Raw genomic sequence first — 19261 nt, 5'->3', positions numbered from 1 at the left:
GTGTAAAATCTTGCAACAAAAACATAAAGCTGCTAAAATATCTCATGAGGTGAATCACTGTGAAAAGTATAAATCAAAAGCGATATATTAGTTTGATTATTGTAATACTTTTTGTATTAGGAATGTGTTCTGAAAATTTGAGAACAGATTCTTCTTTTGAGTACACAAATACAGGACAACAGGAAATAATAGGAATATCAGACAGTAAATTGTCACAGTATGACATCTGCACTGACAATTTATTGAGAATAAGCGAAAAAGATAATGAAATAATACAGGGAATTATTCAAAGTATCCGCTTAAAGGCAAGACAGAATTACAGATTGCGCTTGTTGGCATCGATAAGAAATGATTTTGTTCAAAGCCATGTTTATATAACTGAGTCAGTGTTGATAAAATTATTGTCAGGCATTATATTCAGCAGCATAACCGTGGTTTCGTACATACATGCCAAGGATGGCGAAAAATAAATAATACCTTACAAACTGCATTAACCTGTTACTTATGTCATGGCACTGTCTGACATAAGTTGATACATAGCAAAAAATATTATCAGAAAAGGACAGTGCAGAAATGAGGTATTATTATGAATATAATTATGTGGATTGTTATAATTTTAGGTGGAATTTTAGGAATTGCAGTAACTCTTGGCACTGTAGCCGGAATGGTTGGTGTGATTTTTTATAAAGTGTATCGTAAAATGAGATATGGCATTTCACTGTATGACTGATAAATTACTTATATAAATTATTCGTATATGAAATTATAAAAAGAAAAAGCCTTTGCAAAATATATTTGTGAAGGCTTTTGAACATGGCAGCATAATATTAAAGATTTGTAAGCTGCATGCAGACATAATTTTTCCAGAAAGAATTATTATCGTTGGCTGTTTCGAGGTCGGGAATAGTTTCTATTTGGTAAAATGAAATTTTATCACGCAATGCAAGTTTATATTTTATAAAACAATTATCTGTGTCGGATTTGTTATTTTTTATCGGATGCAGTGATGGAATAAAATATCCCTGCTTTTTTGTGTAGCATGTTGCGGCGGTTGCCTTTTTTCTGTGAGATTTGTTCATATAAGCGGCAACACTTTTATGAAGTGCAATATCTTTATCCGAAAAATAATAATAGTCTTTATAATTTTTAATATAATTATATAAGATGCCTGATAAGATTGGAACCTTGAGCAGGACGGTATTATTTTCAAAGGTGAGCTGCAAATTATCCGTCTCCTGATAGACTTTAGAACTGCTTTTAGGAAACGGAATATTTATATCAACTTTTTTGGGAAATATAAGTTCATCAACAGTGCATAATATATTTAGCATTCCGTCCTCGTCAATTGTTATATCCGATATATAAAACTGTTTTGAATATTCATTGAATATAGTTTCGTCATCGGATATTGGAGAGAGTGCGGAAATATCATTGTAAGACATTATGCTTGCTACATTTAACATGTTTTCAATATCTTCATAATTGTGAAGAAACAGAATTTTTTCAAGTTCATCCGCTTTTGCCGGAGCAAGAATTTTTTTCTGCATATATTCTGTATAAATTGGGATAAGTTTTCCACCGTCAAATTTATCGTCCCTTACAATGCCAAGCCATCTTTCGAGAGCAGTCTGGTTTGCTTTCGAGAGATTAAGCATTTTTTTGACAGGTCGTATATATGCAAGAATATCAATAGAATATATACCGCTTTTATCATTTAATATTTTATCGGAATGTTCTGACGGGGATATGCCGTGTTTATCACATTTATTTAAAATATATGGTATATCAAATGTCTTTCCGTTAAAATGATAAAGATAATTATAGTTTTCAAGAATATCAAGAAAACTGTTTATCATATCGGCTTCACTTTTATAATTATCGGCAAAAAATTGTATGAGATGCCAATTGTTATCTTCTTTGTTGTAGAACATAACTCCAATCATATAAAGAGAAGAAGCTTTTGGAGACAAACCGGTTGTTTCTATATCAAAAAAAAGAATTTGTTCAACAGGGTGTCTGAAATAATATTTGAATTTTGGAACTTTACATTTGTAATTAAAAGTTTTCATAAAAACCTCGATTTCTTAAAAATATAATGATATTCGCAGCTTGGACAGTGAATATTAGTACAATTACTTCTATTATAATAACATATTTTTATTTGACATAAAAAACAAAAATTATCAATATTAAATAGCTGAGCAGTTCGTTTATAAAAAGCTTGCCGGCAATACCAAAGTTACATCAGAACATTTATTTGCCAAAATGCTTTGACTTATGTTAAAATATATTGATATGAAAAATTGTCAGGAGGGAGTTTAATTGGAAAAGTTTTTTAATTCAGATTCTGCCTATGAAAAATGGGTCAGAAAGAATAAAAAAAAGAAAAGCTCACAGCAGTTTGAAATCGGAAAAAAGAAATATCTGAAAGGGCTTAAAGGAAGAGTGCAAAACAATCTAAGTGGATTTTTAAGGGTATTGGTTACGGCACTTATTGTTTTTTTGCAGGTATTGCTTATAACATTTCTGCCATTTTTGCTCAGACAGTTTACGGTATATTTTTATTTTATAGTTGAAATTATATCTGTTATTGCGATTGTTACTTTGGTAAACCGCAATCAGAGTCCTTCTTACAGGCTTGCGTGGATATCCATAGTGCTTCTGCTGCCTATAAGTGGTTTCTTTATGTATTATTTGTGGGGAAGGTCAGGAAAAAAGAGAAAATATCTTGATTTGTATATACTAAGGCAGATATCTTACGGAAACAAATTTTTATTGGGAGATAAAAAACTTGTAAATGATTATATAGACAAAAATCCGGTGGCAGGCCGTATGGTTAAATATATGTCTGCTGAGAAATATATGTTTACGGGAGGCAATGAAGTAACCTATTATCCTATGGGTGAAGATGTTTTTGAAGATATATTTGAAGACCTTGAGAAAGCCGAAAAATTTATACTTATTGATTTCTTTATAGTTGCTGAGGGGGCACTGTGGGATAAAATGCATGAAATACTTCTTAGAAAAATTGCAGAAGGTGTTGAAGTGAAGTTCATGTATGATGATTTTGGAGCTGCAATCAGAACCGGCAAGTACTTCAAGAGAGTTCTTGAAGATGAGGGATTTGAGGTGAGAATATTCAATCCGATACACAAGTATACGGGAGAACTTTATATGAATTTTCGCTCGCATCAAAAAATACTCATAATAGACGGTGAAGTAGGATATACAGGAGGATTTAATCTTGCAGATGAATATGCAAATCTTATTGAGCGTTTTGGTGTATGGAAAGATACAGGTGTAAGAATATGCGGTGAGGGTGTATGGGGACTTACTGTTGTATTTTTACAGATGTGGGAAGTATGCGGAAGAGATGATGTGCATATAGATTATCTTAAATATAAAGCGGTATATCCGAGAGTTGGAAACACATATTGCCAGGTAATATCGGACGGACCGGCAAATAATCCGAGAAACCCGATAGAAAGCATTTACAATCAGATGATAATGTATTCAAACAAATATCTTTATATAACTACACCATATCTTATAATAGAAGATTATATGAAACAGTCTCTTATCGAGGCGGTAAAGAGGGGCGTGGATGTAAGGATAATTACGCCAAATATACCGGACAAAAAGCAGGTGAAGATGCTTACAAATTATAACTATGGTGTCTTACTCAGGGAAGGTGTAAGAATTTATGAATATACGCCGGGATTTATACATGCAAAACAGATACTTACGGAAGATGCAGTTATTGTTGGCACTATAAATATGGATTACAGAAGTTTTTATCTGCACTATGAAAATGGGGTGTGGATGTCGGGAAAACAGATTCAAAATGCTGTAAGGAGAGATTTTGAGAAAACATTTGAGGAAAGCAGGGAAATTACTTATCAGGATTGGCTTAACAGACCGAGAACATGGAAAATGATTCAGCCAATATTAAATGTATTTTCAACATTATTATGATTTGACGCAGAAGCGTTTTTGAAAAGAGGAGGCAAAATGGTTTATACAAATGTATGTAAGCATTGTCACAAAGTTTTTAAGTCAAAGATAAGAACACTTTGCTGTAAAGAATGCCGCAGTGTTGACGATTCGCAGCTTGATGATATTGTGGCATATCTGAGAATGTATCCAAACAGTAATGCACTTCAGATATCGGAGGAACTTGGAATACATCCGTATGAGATAATAAAATTTATGGATGAGGGCTGGCTAAATACCGTAAATGGTACGTTCAGCCGTTTGGAGGATGACGAATGATTAGTTTTATAAAAGGAAAACTGGTTCACATATATGAGAATGTTATTATAGTAGAAAATAACGGGATAGGTTATGAGATATTTGTGCCTGTGTCGGTTATAGGAAATATGCCGCTTGTAGGCAGTGAAGTTATGATATATACATATATGCATGTAAGAGAGGATGCATTGCAGCTTTTTGGTTTTCTTGACAGAGATACGCTTGAAATATTTAAGCTTCTTATCACTGTCAGCGGAATAGGACCAAAAGGAGCTATATGTGTTCTTGGAACATTATCTGCGGATGACATCAGATATGCGGTTATGGCAGAGGATGCAAAGACGATTGCAAAGGCACCGGGGATTGGAGCAAAGACTGCAAGCAAAGTGGTTATTGAACTCAAAGATAAGCTTAAAATGCGTGATGTGGCAGAAAATATTTCGTCAGAAATTGACGGGCAGCAGAGTATATTTGATGACGGTGGTTCAAAGCAGGCAGTATCAGATGCCATAGAAGCACTTGTGTCACTCGGTTATTCCGCAACGGAAGCGACTAAGGCAGTCAGAAAAGCTGATGCAGGTGACGATGTTACGGTTGAAGAACTGCTGAAACTGAGTTTGAAATACTTATATTCATAATGGAGAAAATAGATGGCAAAAAGGAGTATAACAACAGAATTTACAGAGGAAGATGCGGGTATAGAAACGACGCTAAGACCTAAATTCTTGAAAGACTATATAGGTCAGGAGAAGGTTAAGGGTAATCTTAAAATATACATAGAAGCGGCAAAACAAAGAGGCGAGGCTCTCGACCATGTTCTTTTATATGGCCCGCCGGGGCTTGGAAAAACTACACTTGCAGGAATTATCGCAAATGAGATGGGGGTAAATTTTAAAGTAACTTCAGGACCTGTTATAGAAAAAACAGGTGACCTTGTTGCAATTTTAAATGGTCTTGCAGAAGGAGACCTGCTGTTTATAGATGAGATACACAGGTTAAACAGACAGGCGGAAGAAGTGCTTTATTCGGCAATGGAAGATTACGCAGTTGATATTGTGATAGGAAAAGGGCCTACGGCAAGGTCTATAAGAATGGATCTGCCTAAATTTACGCTGGTAGGTGCAACTACAAGAGCAGGAATGCTTTCAGCACCTTTGCGTGACAGGTTTGGAGTTGTGAACAGAATGGAATTTTATACAACGGATGAACTTTATAAGATTATCACAAACTCAGCAAAAGTGCTTGGCGTAGAGATAGAAAAAGATGGTGCAATTGAACTTGCAAGACGTTCCAGAGGAACACCAAGACTTGCGAACAGAATGTTAAAACGTGTGAGAGACTTTGCACAGATAAAATATGACGGCAGGATAACAAAAGAAGTTGCTGACTTTGCACTTGATCTGCTTGAGGTAGATAAACTTGGACTTGACAACACGGACAGACAGATAATACTCACAATGATAAATAATTTTGGAGGAGGGCCGGTCGGACTTGAAGCACTTGCCGTATCAATAGGTGAAGATGCCGGAACTATAGAAGATGTGTATGAACCATATCTTGTACAAAACGGACTTGTTGCAAGAACGCCGAGGGGAAGAAGTGTTACAAAAGCCGGTTATGAGCATTTTGGAATTTCATTCTCAGAGGAATAATGATTTCAAAAATATTTTAACAATTGCGATAAATTAAAATATATAGTACAATAAAATGTGGTGTTGTATAAGACATAGTCAAATATGGCATATTTTGAATGATAAACAGAAAATATAATTTAAGGAGAAATATATAAAATGGAACAGAAGCAGATAATATTAACAGGAGACCGTCCTACAGGCAAACTCCATGTAGGTCATTATGTAGGTTCATTAAAAGAGAGAGTAAAATTACAGAACTCAGGAAAATTCGATGAAATATATATCATGATAGCAGATGCACAGGCTCTTACTGACAATGCAGAGCATCCGGAAAAAGTAAGACAGAACATTATTCAGGTTGCACTTGATTATCTTGCATGCGGTCTTGACCCGGAAAAATCAACTATCTTTATCCAGTCTATGGTACCTGAACTTACTGAGCTTACATTTTATTACATGAACCTTGTAACAGTATCGAGAGTTCAAAGAAACCCTACCGTAAAAGCAGAGATAAAAATGCGTAATTTCGAGGCAAGTATTCCGGTTGGATTTTTCTGCTATCCGATAAGCCAGGCAGCAGACATAACGGCATTCAGGGCGACAACTGTTCCGGTTGGAGAAGACCAGATGCCTATGATTGAACAGTGTAAGGAAATAGTACACAAATTTAACTCAGTATATGGAGAAACACTTACAGATCCAAAGATTGTACTTCCTGACAACCAGGCATGTTTGAGACTTCCGGGAATTGACGGAAAAGCAAAAATGAGTAAATCACTTGGCAACTGTATTTATCTTTCTGATGAAGCAAAGGACATAAAGACAAAAGTAATGTCAATGTATACAGACCCTAATCACATAAGAGTTGAGGATCCGGGTCAGGTCGATGGCAATCCGGTATTTATCTACCTTGATGCGTTCTGCAAACCGGAATATTTTGAGAAATTTTTGCCTGATTATAATAATCTTGATGAATTAAAAGAGCATTACAAGAGAGGTGGACTTGGAGACGTTAAAGTCAAGAAATTCTTAAATAATGTAATACAGGCAGAACTTGAGCCAATCAGAGAGAGAAGAAAATCATGGGAGAAGCGACTTCCGGATGTATACGATATTTTGAAAAAAGGAAGCGAAAAAGCAGAGAAAAAGGCGGCAGCCACATTGAATGATGTAAGAAAAGCAATGCAGATAGATTATTTTGATAATGGAACATTATAGGGTGATTTTTGTTAAAAATTTAAATAAGGCAATCATAGGTTAAATAAATTTTAGTCTATGGTTGCCGTTTGTTTTCGGGTGATGTTATTATATCATAATAACTGTGCATGTTTTCTGAGTATAATGGAGTTTCAAAGAAACTCCTAAGATGAGCACATTGTGCTCATTATATCATAAATGGAAATGTTTCGTGAATGACGGTAGTTTGTGTTGGAGGAATGTTATGAAAAAAATTAGTGTAGGAAATCAGAGTTTCGAGACTATAAGACAGAAAGATTGCTTTTATGTAGACAAGACAAATTTCATAAGTGAGTGGTGGGAGTCAGATGATGTGGTGACCCTTATCACACGTCCACGTCGTTTTGGGAAAACATTAAATATGGATATGATTAAATGTTTTTTTTCAAATCGCTATGAGAACAGGGGTAACTTGTTTGAAGGACTTAATATTTGGAAAGAAGAAAAATATAGAAAATTGCAGGGAACATATCCGGTGATATTTTTGAGCTTTGCTGGAATAAAACAAACAGGATATAATCAGGCAATTATAATGATAAAAAAAGAGATAACGGATGTATATAATAGGTATGATTATATAATGAAAAGTGATTTATATAATGATAATGAAAGAGCACAATTCAAATCGGTCTGCATAGATATGAATGACGAGATAGCGCAGAGTGCGGTTAATGATTTGGCAAATTATCTTAGCCGTTATTATGGCAAAAAAGTAATAATACTTCTTGACGAATATGACACACCGATGCAGGAAGCATATGTAAATGGTTACTGGAATGAGCTTGTAGCCTTTACAAGGAGTTTTTTTAATTCAACATTTAAGACAAATCCATATCTTGAACGAGGTATAATGACAGGAATAACGAGAGTATCGAAAGAAAGCATTTTTTCAGACTTAAATAATCTTAAGGTAGTCACGACAACAAGCATGGAATATGCGACAAGTTTTGGATTTACGGAAAAAGAAGTGTTTGAGGCACTTGACGATGCAAATATGCCAAATGAAAAAATAGAAGTAAAAGAATGGTATGATGGATTTACATTTGGAAATATAAAAGATATATATAATCCATGGTCGATTACAAATTTTTTACAAACAGGAAAAATTGATTCATATTGGGCGGATTCAAGTTCTAATAGTATAGTAAACAGATTGATAAAAACGGGTTCTTCTGCTGTAAAGCAATTGATGGCAATACTTCTTTCAGGTGGTGTTATAGAGAAGAGAATAGATGAGCAGATAGTATTTGAACAATTGGATAAAAATGAAGATGCAATATGGAGTTTATTACTTGCAAGTGGATATTTGTGTATTGCATCATATCGTGAAGAGGGTCGATTAAAAAGAAAAGTATATGGATTAAAACTTACCAATTTAGAAGTAGAACAGATGTTTGAAAGAATGATAGAACAATGGTTTGGAGAAGAAAAAGTCAATTATAATGAGTTTGTAAAATCACTGCTTGCAGGTGATACGGAAAGTATGAATGAATATATGAACAGAGTGACAAGAGGTGTGATAAGTTACTTTGATACAGGAAAAAGCCCATCTGACGAAGCACCGGAGAGATTTTACCACGGGCTTGTATTGGGACTTATGGTAGACCAGATAGATAATTATATTTTAAATTCAAACAGAGAAAGTGGATTTGGAAGATATGATATAATGCTTGAACCAATAGATAAAAATAATGCAAAATATCCGGGGATAGTGATAGAGTTTAAAGTTTTTAATGCCAAAAAAGAGAACACATTAGAAGAGACAGCCCAAAATGCATTGAAACAGATAAAAGAAAAAGCCTATGATGAAGAACTTATAAAAAGAGGTTTAAAACAGGAAAATATCAGACACTATGGTTTTGCTTTTAAAGGTAAAGAGGTGCTTATAGATACAGATGGGAAATAAAATACAATGTAATTATTATTTAAATAATGAAAGTATGCTCTCAGCATTATACACCAAGAAATAAATATGCTATAATTCCTAAAGAACATGAGTAATGTTTATAGTAAAATTGTTAGGAAGTGGAAATTATGAGAGAAAGAAAAAGTAATTTGAGAAACAGGAAAATCATAGGTGTTATTATAACTGCCATCATAGCAGTTTGCATGATTACGGGCAGCATGAGTTGTATTAGTACAACAGCAAGTGCAAACAGTAAAGCAAGTTATCTTAAAAGTTACCAAAAGTTAGTGAAAAAGTGCAGCCGAAAATTTACTTATTCCGGTTCACAGGCGGAGATGAATAGAGAAGCTTGTGCTGAATATAAACTTTGGGATAATGAATTAAACAGAGTTTATAAAAAGATAAAAAGCTCACTTTCAGATAAGAGAGCAAAGCAGTTGGTCGCATCCGAAATAAAGTGGATTAAAAAAAGAGATAAGAAGGCTGATAAGGATGCAGCAGGCTGGGTAGGCGGAACAGGGTATACATTGATGTACAAATCATCCCTGACAGACCAGACAAAAAAGAGAATTAAATGGCTTATAAGAAATTATGCATAATATATGTATAATCTTTTAAATCACTAATAAAAAGGCAATGATTAGACAGGCAATAATTTTGTCTGCGGGGTCATTGTCTTTTTTCTATGCTGGCAGCAGTTTACTTTGAATAACAGTTTTGATATATTAAAGATTGGAGAGGTTTGTTTTGTGAATTTGTAGAAAAAGGAGAAAAAACATGGTAAATTTTCAAAAATTAGAATCTAGTGTAGCTGGTTTAGAAAAGCAGTTACAGGAAGTTAAAGAACAGATTGCAGAAATCAGAAATGCATATCAGGAAGAGTGTCATCCGGGAAAGACGGATATCCGGCAATACATATTAGAAAAAGCAACAGAACGGTTTGGAGAAAATTATATGAAACCGGAAGAGGATAGAGGATTTTTTGATGATTTCTATGATGCAGTCAAACGAAAAGTTAAGAAAGATTCTATGATAATGGGATATAGTGAAAACGGTGTAGGAACGGTTTTTTGCGATAATGCAGTATATGTATTCAAAACATGTGATCCTTTTAAAATGGATTTTATGGTTCAATATGATGAAATCGAAGATGTTGATTATGGAAGTTCAGGAGATAAAGATTTTATTGAAATCACAGTATCACAGACAGCAGCGGGAAATAATAGCTCATCAATATTGAGTGTTTCAGCACCAAGAGTATATTATGTAACTAAAGTTTTTGTTCCAGAAATGCAATATGCTGTCCTTTTGAAAAGGATGTACAAGCTACTTCTCGACATTTTAGAATATGTCAATGCCTAAAAAGTCAGGCAGATTATAGGAAATATGCCGGCATGTGACAGGCAGGACAATCTAAGGGTACAGTAATTAGTACATAAGTACCGTGTGCAGAAAAGAGAAGGTGAAGGAAATGACAGAAAAAGAAAAGAAAGAAAGGGATAATAAAGATTCCCTAATTGGTCTGGCACAGGGTGAAATCGTGCAAAGGCATGGAGAAGCGTCCAGCCAGATTTTACAGGCTTATAAAGGGATTCGTGTTGATCATAATGGTCATTTGGAAGATTTTTATGGGCGTAATTTAAAACAGATTAGTGAGTATAATTTAGGAGACAACCCGGATGTTTCAAGAAAACAGCAATCTGGATTTTCGGCAGAGTTGATTAAGGAATCACGTGATAATAAGCAAGCGGTTATAAATGGAGAAAGCAATCGAACCAGAACAACAGATGGCATTGGAAAGACAAATGATACACAGTATGACCATGTTATAGTAGATGAAAACGGAAATGTACAGGAAGGCTCAGGCAGCCAGATGAAGTTTTTAAAATCCCGTACCACAGAAAATGGTCAGACAAAATATAATGTCATCGATAAGCTTGCCAAAGATACATCTTGGGATCGGTATGATGGACCGGTTGACATTCCATCTGATCAATATGAGGGTGCAGTGCGGTATGCCAAAGAAGAAGCTGAAAAGTTAGAAAAACAGGCAGCAGCATTGCGGGAGCAAGGCAACATAGAAAAAGCCAAAGAAATAGAAGAAAAAGCACAGCGTTACAGAGATGCACAAAAGAGAGTCAGAGATTCAGGTGTTTCTTCAGCAGAAGCATTGGACGCCAGAAACAATCCTGAAAAATTTGTAGCAAAAGAAATGCTAAAAAGTGGTCATGAAGCAGGAGTAGCGGCTGCAAAGGGGACAATGATCGTATCTGGTGTTGTATCCGGCGTAAAAAATATGTGTGCAGTCGTGGCAGGAGAAAAAGATCTTGACGAAGCAGCAGTTGATGTGACGAAGACTGTTGCAAAAGATGGTGCTACCGCATATAGTGTTGCTAATATTGGAACAGGGATAAAAGCATTGATGCACGCATCTAAGAATGAATTAATCCGTGAGCTTGGTGCAAGTGCTGTTAATCTTCCTGTTTTGCTTGCTAATACAACAGTTTCTGTCGGAAAGAATCTTTACCGTTTTGCAAAAGGAGAGATTAACTCAGAAGAACTTGTGTATGCATTAGGTCAAAATGGAATGGAACTGACGGGTGGCTGTATTGGTGGAACTGTTGGATTGGCATTAGGCGGACCGATAGGAGCTGCGATTGGAAGTTTTGCCGGAACTTTAATTTCAAAAATAATTTATAATGGAGTAACTAAGATCCTGCATGAAACAAAAATGTCGGCACAGAGGCGGAAAGCACTGGAACAGATTTCACAGGAAGCAGTTGCACAGATTGCGATTTTGAAAGAAGAATTAAAACAATATGCACAGGAAAAATATGAAGAACGGGAACGCTTGATAGATAATCTTTTTTCGGAAATCGAAAGAACTTCTCTTAATAATGACATCAATGGCTATATTCGCTGTATTGACCAATTCGGTAAAGCATTCGGCATAGAACTGGCATTAAACAGCAAAGAAGAGATTGAAGAATTTATGCAGGATAAGGAAAGCGTGCTCGTTTTATAAAGTGACAAAAGCAGAAAAATGGAGGTGATTAGATGGTGCCACTTGCATTATTAGCAGCATCTGCTATTTTTGGAATTGATGGAAAATTAAATGCAGATGAGGCAATGAGAGTGTCAGAACAGGCACAGGATGAATATTCTTGTGCGGTCGAAAAATTTAATCAGAGAAAAAAAGACGCAGAAAAATCATTACAGACGCTTGGAGAGACAAAACTGAATATTTATGGAACACAGATTCGTGATTTTGTATCTGCATTTTCTATTCTTAAAGAGACACAGTTACGGGAAGGAAGTGGAATCAAGGAGTTAGAAAAGCTTTCTTTTGATGACAAACAATTTGAACAACTAAAATTAGATACATTAGAAAACGAAAAACTGCTTGAATCGAATCCGACCAGAGATGTTTTTTTAAGCTGGGGAATTGGAGGAATGGTGGGACTTGCATTTTATCATTCTAAAACAAAAGGGCAGAAAGATGATGCGTATGCTAATCTGGCAATCGTGAAAAAAAGAGCAGCAGAAATGGAATTAGTGGAAGAACAATTTTATATTATTCAAAAAAATGCAGAGCAGTTACAATCTTTTTTTGAACGCTTCAGTAAGATTATGGATAAAGCCAATCAAAATCTGTATCAGATTGTCGAACAGAAGAAAGAATGGAATATGCTTATGTCGGATGAAAAAGACAAGGTGATTGTTGCATTAAAAACAGTGCAGATTTTAAAAGCAATGATTGATATGCCGCTTCTTGGTGAAGACGGTATGCTGACAAAAGATATATGTGATATTTTATCACAGCGTGAGAACGTATTAAAAGTTTTTGGCGACCAGACCGGTTTAGCACAAGTGTAACAGTAAGGAGAAAAAGTGTATGACACAAAAAGAAGAAATCACAAAATGTTTAGCTGAATATGCATGGAATATTTGTACAGTGCAACGCTTTTATATGGGAGATAGTATTCCGGCAAAAGCATTAAAAAATGCAATCAAAACATATGCAACCGGAGTATCGGAATCAGATGTGATTGCTTTATTAGATGAGACTCTTACGGCAAATGGAAAAGAGGGATATCTTTTTACGGATACTATGGCATATTATAAAGATTCCGGAAAACAGGGTGAATTTGTATATAAAGACATTAAGGGTGTAGAAGTAGAAGATGAGGATGAAGATCCAAAGACATCATTATACATTTATACAAAAGACGGTGAGGAGTATGAATGGCGCAGCAGATTAATGAACAAAGTTCCTGTATATAATTTTTTTAAGGATGTCATGGCATATTTTAAAGAAGAGAAGAAAAAACAGGAAGAAAAGATTATTAAATCCACAGTAAGTGATGATGCTGAAAAACAGGTAAGTGATTTGCTTGCAAGATTAACAAAATAAAATATTCTTTGCAGAAAAAAGAAGGAAAAGGGTATGATTATGAATATAATTGGTGGCAGGATAAAATGTCCTAAGTGCGGAAAGATTTAAAAAAAGAAGGTACTTATTTGTCCTCATTGTGGGGCAGTTATTGGAAGTATAAGAAGTTGAAGGAAAGATTATTATTAGATATAGGTATATCTATAAATTAAAAGTTATTTAAATGATGAGTGAGCAAAAATCCCCGGTAAAAAACGGGGATTTTTTGCTATTTAATATGAGTATTATGCTGACAGCATAATACTTTTTTTGAAATATTTGATATGATTTATTTGATATGATTTTAGTAATACATTTATTTTGAAATTAATTTTAATTTTGGATATAAATTTTAGGAGCATTCTTGTAATTCATTAAAAGTGCCAATTGAATAAAAAAGAACCTCAATGTATGATTGAGTTGCATCTTGGCGGATGTAAATAAAACAATCAATACACAGGAGGTTCAAAATGAATTATACACAGAATGAGAAGATTGAACAAGTAACAGATACAACAATAGTTGTTGGGGTAGATATTGGAAGTAAGACGCACTATGCGAGGGCTTTTGATAATCGAGGACGCGAGATCACAAAACGAGTTTTTATTTTTAAGAATGATATCGAGGGATTTAATTCTTTCAATCTTTGGGCTGAGACTCTTAAGAAAGAGAATAACAAGACTGCAGTTCTGATAGGCTGTGAGCCGACTGGTCATTACTGGTTTGCATTTGCAAAGTATGTTAAGGATCATCAGAAGAAATTAGTAATGGTCAATCCATTCTCGGTTAAGAAGATCAAGGAACTTGATGACAATAGTCCAAAGAAAACGGATTCAAAAGATCCGAAAACAATAGCAAAACTGGTTGTGGATGGAAGATATTCCATCCCATATATGCCAGAAGGCATATACGCCGAAATAAGAGATTTGGTATACAGCCGTGACAGGATGATGAAACAGCATAACATATCTGCAAACAGAATCCAAAGATGGCTTGCAATACATTTTCCAGAGTATCTGGGATTATACACAAGGTTTGATGCAGCAAGTGATTTGTCAGTGTTAGAGAAAGCACCACTGCCGAAAGATATAATCGCACTTGGAGTAAATGGAATCCGGAAGATATAGCATGATAAGAGGATGCGTGGCAGAGGAGTTACAGAAGATAGGGCAAAGCCCCTGGTTGAAGCTGCGCACAACAGTGTTGGTCTTGACGGAGGTATTGGAGCAAAAAGCGAATTATATATGCTTCTTGAAGAGCATTGCCTGTGGACATCACAATTAGAAGCCGTTAATAAAGTGCTTGAAGAAACAATTCTGAAAGTACCATATGTGGAGAAATTACTCGCCATAAAAGGAGTAGGAAGTGTTACAATAGCAGGATTCATCGCTGAAGTGAGTGATATCAGACGCTTTGATTCACCGAAACAGATCCAAAAATATGCCGGACTGGAACTTGTGGGAAACAGTTCGGGAAAGCATAAAGGAAGAACACGAATCAGCAAGAGGGGAAGAAAAAAACTCAGAAAGATCCTGTATCAGGTGATGGTACAATTGCTTGCTAGAAATAAAGAGTTTCGTGCGATCTACGATTACTATGTAACTCGTGTAAAGAGTCCGCTGAAGCGAAGACAGGCAATTATAGCTGTCAACTGTAAGTTAATCCGTGTATTTTACGTGGTATTAACGAAAGGTGTGGATTACGACAGATTCAAAATGATGTCGGATATTCACCGTCCGGGCGACATAATAGCCGCTTAAGAAGAAAGTACTGTAAACAGGAAAGCGTCCGCTGTCAATGGTGCTGTGAAACAGGAATGTAGAAATATATAAGACAAAGTAGAGCTAGTAGCTGCGTTGACATTTTTAATAGGGCAACGACCCTGTAGTAGGAGCATAAGCAGCACCAAACTATGGATAAACAGAACGAAGGAATTTAGGACCCGGCAGAGGCAGGTGATCCTGGTAGACATGAGAGGTTAGTTACTGTAGGTGAAATTGGGAAACAAGAAGGTATTTATAAGGAGAAACAAAGACGTTTTATTTTTTGTACCTAAAATCATCCGGAAAGGACTCCGCGAAGTCGATTCCTATCCAGAAAACTCTATTTTGCAGATATATGTAACTTATTAACTGTTTAATAAAGTCAGTAAAATCAAGGATTTTGTTGAACATGCACTAAAAAGAATAGAGAGGAAAAATTATATGAGCAAATATTCATTGTTAGGATACGAATTGACTTTTGGGGACGAAGTAGATAAGTTTGCAAAAGTCTATAAAGAAATGCGACGTGAAATGTCAAAAGTTTCTCAAAAATATGAAACAGTTTATAGAAAAAGGGAATCGATTGAAAATGTTATTGAAGGTTTTCAAGACAAAGACGGATGTGGCGTTCTTTCACAATATGTTGAAAAATGCTATAAAAAATTATTTGATTATAATATTTTTGACTTGCCTAAGGAAACATTTCTTTCGGAGTATTGTGGAAATTTAGAACCTGCTCTTGAAGTTTGCGAGCAGGTAATAGATTTATATCAGAGTATATTAAAAGATTATCAGCAAGAGATTAAGTATAATGAATTCAAAAAAGCTTCACGTGGCAGGGTTATTGGTGGCGGATTTGGATTTGAAGGAGCTATGAAAGGGATGGCACAGGCGGCTGCCATAAATGCAGGTACAGGTATGCTTTATGATTTGCGTAATAAAAGAGCAAATCGAAAGAGCGCGGAGAATATGGAAGAACGTTTAATTGAACTATATAACGAGAAAGATGTAAAAAACGCTTTGAAAAATGGATTAGCTGAATGTGTTATGTGCATTTATTATGGTTTTATGGCTTGTGTAAATGATCGTTGTGGTTATACATTTTGTCTTGATTATGACTTTAGAAAGGCTGAAACTATGGAAGAAAATGCAAGACATATTTCTGATTCTGAGAAAAGAAAAGAAATTCTCGTTTCTGCTTTACTTGAAGTACCATTTCGTATCAGTATTTATAATGCTCTTTTAGTGGAATATGGTGATATAAATGGTACTTTAGAAAAAATATCTCAGAGATTTTGTTATGAGTGGAATTATAAGTTAGTAAAGGGAAAGAGGATAGATTATTTTCTTAAAAATGGTGATTATACGTCTAAGGATAATGTTACCAAGGTTATGTATGATATCAATATAAACTGTGCTTTGCTTGGTGTTGATCCTACGGATAAGGTGGAGGCTCTTAATAGAATTATAAAATCATATGAAGATGTAATGTTTTGCTGTGATGGATATGAGTATGATGATGAAGATGAAGTTAAAAATGCGATTGCTGAACGAGATGAATTTGTTAAATTGACAAAAAATTTTAATGCTGGTGATGAAAAAAATATCCAAAAATTAACAACAGCAGTACAAGCGTTTCGTTCAAAATCATCAAGAAAGTATAGACAATTTGCAGTTGAGGCAAAAAGAGTAAATTATGCATATCATTGTCAATTTGATGGAGAAATTTATGATTGCCCTGAAACCGTATCTGAATTAGAAGAGGAATATCAAAAATTACTGGATATTATTGATAAAGTACAGATTGATGATGCTATGTCAATAGAAGAAGCTATTGAAAGATGCAATCAGTTAAAGTATCGTTCCAAACATGTTGAAGATGTTGTTGAGTTTTTATCTAGTATTCTTAATGCAACTAAACAATTAAATGGAGTAATGGAGAAAAATGAAACAGAGTGGTTGAAGAAAACAGAAAAATATTGTGAGTTAATTAAGATTCTTTTTGAATTATGTGACTTAGGGGTTGATGTTCTTGAATTTCTAAATAAACCAAAATATGTTTCATTTTTTAAGAGTTTGTTTATTTCAACTAATGATATGTCGGACATCAATAAAAACATAAATTATGTATATGATTTAGATACAATATCTCGCATTAGAAAGGTTGCAGAAGGTAAATGTACATATAATGCAGAATCAGCTTGGTTGGAAAACATGGATATAAATGAAATAAAGCATATTGGAACAGCTCAAATGTATAATGCGTGTTACAATTTACTAAATGAATGTACAAGTACTACAAGAAAAAATTTGAATAGACTCTGTTTTATGTTTAGTAAAGGTAAAAAGATTAATTTACATGACCTCATTTCAATAAAGGAAAAGAAAATTCCTTTGTATAGTGGTGACGATATTGTTATTTACAATGATACGGTAAGTGGAACAAGCATTATGGAACTTATCAATCCGGTGATGATAGCAAAAAAGTTGGATGCTTCTGATAAACTACCGTTAGACAAATCTGATAATAGTGGAAATTTAAAGGATTTTGAAGAACGTCAAAATTTATGGAAAGGATATGAGGCTGTAAAGAATGCTTCTGTTAATGAACAGAAGGAATATGTGGGTTTGCTTAAAAGTTGTATAAATTCAAATCAAACAAAAAATAAAGATGTACTGATGCAATTTCAATGTGCTGTTGCCGGATTGGAAAAAGCAATTTATGAAGAAGAAAATAAAGTGGTTATTAATATTGTAAATGATTGGAAAAACGCCGACAAAGTATCGCTTGAGAAGAAGATGGACGAGTTAAAAGAAATCAATAGTCCGTTGGCTGATGAGTATATAGATAAGATAAAGAATCGTATAAATGCATTGAATAAAGAAGAAATTGATGGTCTTTTCAGTGAAATGTGTGCAGGTTATGAAAACTTTGATTTGTCTGGTTATGAGGAATGTATAAAAAAAATAAAGATGTATAATTTGCATGAATATTCTGAAGATATGATAAACGCCGAAAAAGATAAATTCTCTAAAATTCTTATTGAAGCAGAAAAGAAATATATAGATAGTGTTTGTCAGAATATGGATAGTGCGACCACGGAACAATTAGAAAAAATGAAAGCGGAAGTTTTAAAAGCGAAGATACCAGAAGCTGATGAAAAAACGGCACAAATCAATATGTATTTAGATAAAAATAAATTGAATGAGATTTGTGCAGGTTATAAGGATTTTGATTTTGGACATTTATTGCAAATTCGACAGTCAATAATGCATTTTCAGGCACGGGAAGAAGCGAAGAGACAATATATTCAAGAAATTGAAAATATGATGAAAATCAGAAAAGAAGAAGAAGTGGGCGAAATTTACAGTCATGTAGAAAGTTTACTTGCCGCCAACAGTCTGATAACAAGGCATTTTGGTATGTATGGGAAAGTGGAAGAACTTAATAAGATATTGGCAAATAAAAATGTCGTTCGTTATTTGGAAGAAAATACAGATGTGTGGGATTATCCGATTTTAGCTGGGGCAATTCCAATATTATTGATGACACCTAATTATTATATTTTGTATTCTGATTTTATGATTGTGAGAAATGTAGAAGGAGAGCGTAGAATTAAAATAGATGATATTGCAGGAATTGAACATAGCAAAAAATTATTGTCTGAAAAAATTAAATTAAAACTTAATGCAGGAGGAAGCATTGAATTGCCAAATGATGCCGGGAGAGAGTCTGCTACCGTTTGTATGATTTTAAATGCGGCAATAGATGAACTTAAAAAATATATTAAAAAAGATTAAATATCTTGATTTTAGCGCAAATTGATGCTCGTTTTTATTTGATTTTTTGAGTTTATACAATAGGGTGATTTATCGAAAGATAGACTATTTGTAATGCAGATAGTCTGTCTTTTTTATTGTATAGGCCTAGAGGCCTTATTTGCGAAATGTAGTTTCTCTTGGAGGAGAAATGGAATGTAGCAAATAAATAAACCACCTGCTATGCGGGTGGTGGAAAGAGCTTAAGCGATGTGCAATG

Annotated in this window: 15 protein-coding genes and 1 pseudogene; 15 read left to right on the top strand and 1 reads right to left on the bottom strand. The window is 34.5% G+C overall.

Going from position 1 to position 19261, the window contains the following annotated elements; translation table 11 throughout:
• Positions 1-59: 59 nt before the first annotated feature.
• Positions 60-470 carry a hypothetical protein gene (locus ACZLXV_RS11385; protein ID WP_482383511.1) on the top strand — a complete coding sequence of 137 codons (411 nt, stop codon included), beginning with the start codon at positions 60-62 and terminating at the stop codon, positions 468-470.
• A gap of 116 nt (positions 471-586) precedes the next feature.
• Entirely contained in the window at positions 587-730 is a 144-nt protein-coding gene (locus ACZLXV_RS11380) for a hypothetical protein (protein ID WP_022224238.1), read from the top strand.
• Positions 731-827: 97 nt separating this feature from the next.
• On the opposite strand, the gene ACZLXV_RS11375 is transcribed toward ACZLXV_RS11380, so the two are convergent.
• A complete protein-coding gene (locus ACZLXV_RS11375) occupies positions 828-2069 on the bottom strand; it encodes a ribonuclease H-like domain-containing protein (protein ID WP_482383510.1) in 1242 nt (413 codons plus the stop codon).
• 253 nt (positions 2070-2322) lie between these two features.
• On the opposite strand from ACZLXV_RS11375, the gene cls reads away from it, so the two are divergent.
• The 13 genes and pseudogenes from cls to ACZLXV_RS11310 all read left to right on the top strand — a co-directional run bounded on the left by cls (position 2323) and on the right by ACZLXV_RS11310 (position 19023).
• Positions 2323-3975: a cardiolipin synthase gene (gene cls / locus ACZLXV_RS11370; protein WP_022224240.1), complete on the top strand. Its 1653-nt coding sequence runs from the start codon at positions 2323-2325 to the stop codon at positions 3973-3975.
• 36 nt (positions 3976-4011) lie between these two features.
• Positions 4012-4272 carry a MerR family transcriptional regulator gene (locus ACZLXV_RS11365; protein ID WP_022224241.1) on the top strand — a complete coding sequence of 87 codons (261 nt, stop codon included), beginning with the start codon at positions 4012-4014 and terminating at the stop codon, positions 4270-4272.
• The gene (ruvA, locus tag ACZLXV_RS11360) at positions 4269-4889 is read left to right on the top strand and encodes a Holliday junction branch migration protein RuvA (protein ID WP_482383509.1); all 621 of its coding nucleotides are present in this window, start codon (positions 4269-4271) and stop codon (positions 4887-4889) included. Before ACZLXV_RS11365 ends, ruvA begins: the two co-directional genes overlap by 4 nt.
• 12 nt (positions 4890-4901) lie before the next feature.
• Positions 4902-5903 carry a Holliday junction branch migration DNA helicase RuvB gene (ruvB, locus tag ACZLXV_RS11355; RefSeq protein WP_022224243.1) on the top strand — a complete coding sequence of 334 codons (1002 nt, stop codon included), beginning with the start codon at positions 4902-4904 and terminating at the stop codon, positions 5901-5903.
• Positions 5904-6041: 138 nt separating this feature from the next.
• Positions 6042-7103 carry a tryptophan--tRNA ligase gene (trpS, locus tag ACZLXV_RS11350; RefSeq protein WP_482383508.1) on the top strand — a complete coding sequence of 354 codons (1062 nt, stop codon included), beginning with the start codon at positions 6042-6044 and terminating at the stop codon, positions 7101-7103.
• Between the two features lie 223 nt (positions 7104-7326).
• Positions 7327-9027 (top strand): AAA family ATPase, encoded by a 1701-nt coding sequence (locus tag ACZLXV_RS11345; RefSeq protein WP_482383507.1) that lies wholly within the window; start codon positions 7327-7329, stop codon positions 9025-9027.
• Between the two features lie 128 nt (positions 9028-9155).
• Positions 9156-9626: a lysozyme inhibitor LprI family protein gene (locus ACZLXV_RS11340; protein WP_482383506.1), complete on the top strand. Its 471-nt coding sequence runs from the start codon at positions 9156-9158 to the stop codon at positions 9624-9626.
• Between the two features lie 178 nt (positions 9627-9804).
• Positions 9805-10389: a hypothetical protein gene (locus tag ACZLXV_RS11335; protein ID WP_022223718.1), complete on the top strand. Its 585-nt coding sequence runs from the start codon at positions 9805-9807 to the stop codon at positions 10387-10389.
• Positions 10390-10498: 109 nt separating this feature from the next.
• Positions 10499-12052, top strand: a complete 1554-nt coding sequence (locus ACZLXV_RS11330; RefSeq protein ID WP_482383505.1) for a DUF456 domain-containing protein — start codon at positions 10499-10501, stop codon at positions 12050-12052.
• 32 nt (positions 12053-12084) lie between these two features.
• Entirely contained in the window at positions 12085-12903 is an 819-nt protein-coding gene (locus ACZLXV_RS11325) for a hypothetical protein (protein ID WP_482383504.1), read from the top strand.
• Positions 12904-12922: 19 nt separating this feature from the next.
• Entirely contained in the window at positions 12923-13441 is a 519-nt protein-coding gene (locus ACZLXV_RS11320; RefSeq protein ID WP_482383503.1) for a hypothetical protein, read from the top strand.
• Between the two features lie 488 nt (positions 13442-13929).
• Positions 13930-15219 (top strand): annotated as a pseudogene (locus ACZLXV_RS11315) (IS110 family RNA-guided transposase).
• Between the two features lie 444 nt (positions 15220-15663).
• On the top strand, positions 15664-19023 hold the full coding sequence (locus ACZLXV_RS11310; protein ID WP_482383502.1) for a hypothetical protein: 3360 nt from the start codon (positions 15664-15666) through the stop codon (positions 19021-19023).
• Positions 19024-19261 lie beyond the last annotated feature (238 nt).

Source organism: Butyribacter sp., from assembly GCF_056818865.1.
The sequence above is the reverse complement of the archived record's forward strand: the minus strand, read 5'-3'. Positions and strand labels throughout refer to the sequence as shown.

Bases quoted from the DNA above. Each gene is read 5' to 3' on its own strand.
- ACZLXV_RS11380 (WP_022224238.1), top strand. From the start codon at position 587: ATGAATATAATTATGTGGATTGTTATAATTTTAGGTGGAATTTTAGGA.
- ACZLXV_RS11375 (WP_482383510.1), bottom strand. From the start codon at position 2,069: ATGAAAACTTTTAATTACAAATGTAAAGTTCCAAAATTCAAATATTAT.
- ACZLXV_RS11365 (WP_022224241.1), top strand. From the start codon at position 4,012: ATGGTTTATACAAATGTATGTAAGCATTGTCACAAAGTTTTTAAGTCA.
- ruvA (WP_482383509.1), top strand. From the start codon at position 4,269: ATGATTAGTTTTATAAAAGGAAAACTGGTTCACATATATGAGAATGTT.
- ruvB (WP_022224243.1), top strand. From the start codon at position 4,902: ATGGCAAAAAGGAGTATAACAACAGAATTTACAGAGGAAGATGCGGGT.
- trpS (WP_482383508.1), top strand. From the start codon at position 6,042: ATGGAACAGAAGCAGATAATATTAACAGGAGACCGTCCTACAGGCAAA.
- ACZLXV_RS11345 (WP_482383507.1), top strand. From the start codon at position 7,327: ATGAAAAAAATTAGTGTAGGAAATCAGAGTTTCGAGACTATAAGACAG.
- ACZLXV_RS11340 (WP_482383506.1), top strand. From the start codon at position 9,156: ATGAGAGAAAGAAAAAGTAATTTGAGAAACAGGAAAATCATAGGTGTT.
- ACZLXV_RS11335 (WP_022223718.1), top strand. From the start codon at position 9,805: ATGGTAAATTTTCAAAAATTAGAATCTAGTGTAGCTGGTTTAGAAAAG.
- ACZLXV_RS11330 (WP_482383505.1), top strand. From the start codon at position 10,499: ATGACAGAAAAAGAAAAGAAAGAAAGGGATAATAAAGATTCCCTAATT.
- ACZLXV_RS11325 (WP_482383504.1), top strand. From the start codon at position 12,085: ATGGTGCCACTTGCATTATTAGCAGCATCTGCTATTTTTGGAATTGAT.
- ACZLXV_RS11320 (WP_482383503.1), top strand. From the start codon at position 12,923: ATGACACAAAAAGAAGAAATCACAAAATGTTTAGCTGAATATGCATGG.
- ACZLXV_RS11310 (WP_482383502.1), top strand. From the start codon at position 15,664: ATGAGCAAATATTCATTGTTAGGATACGAATTGACTTTTGGGGACGAA.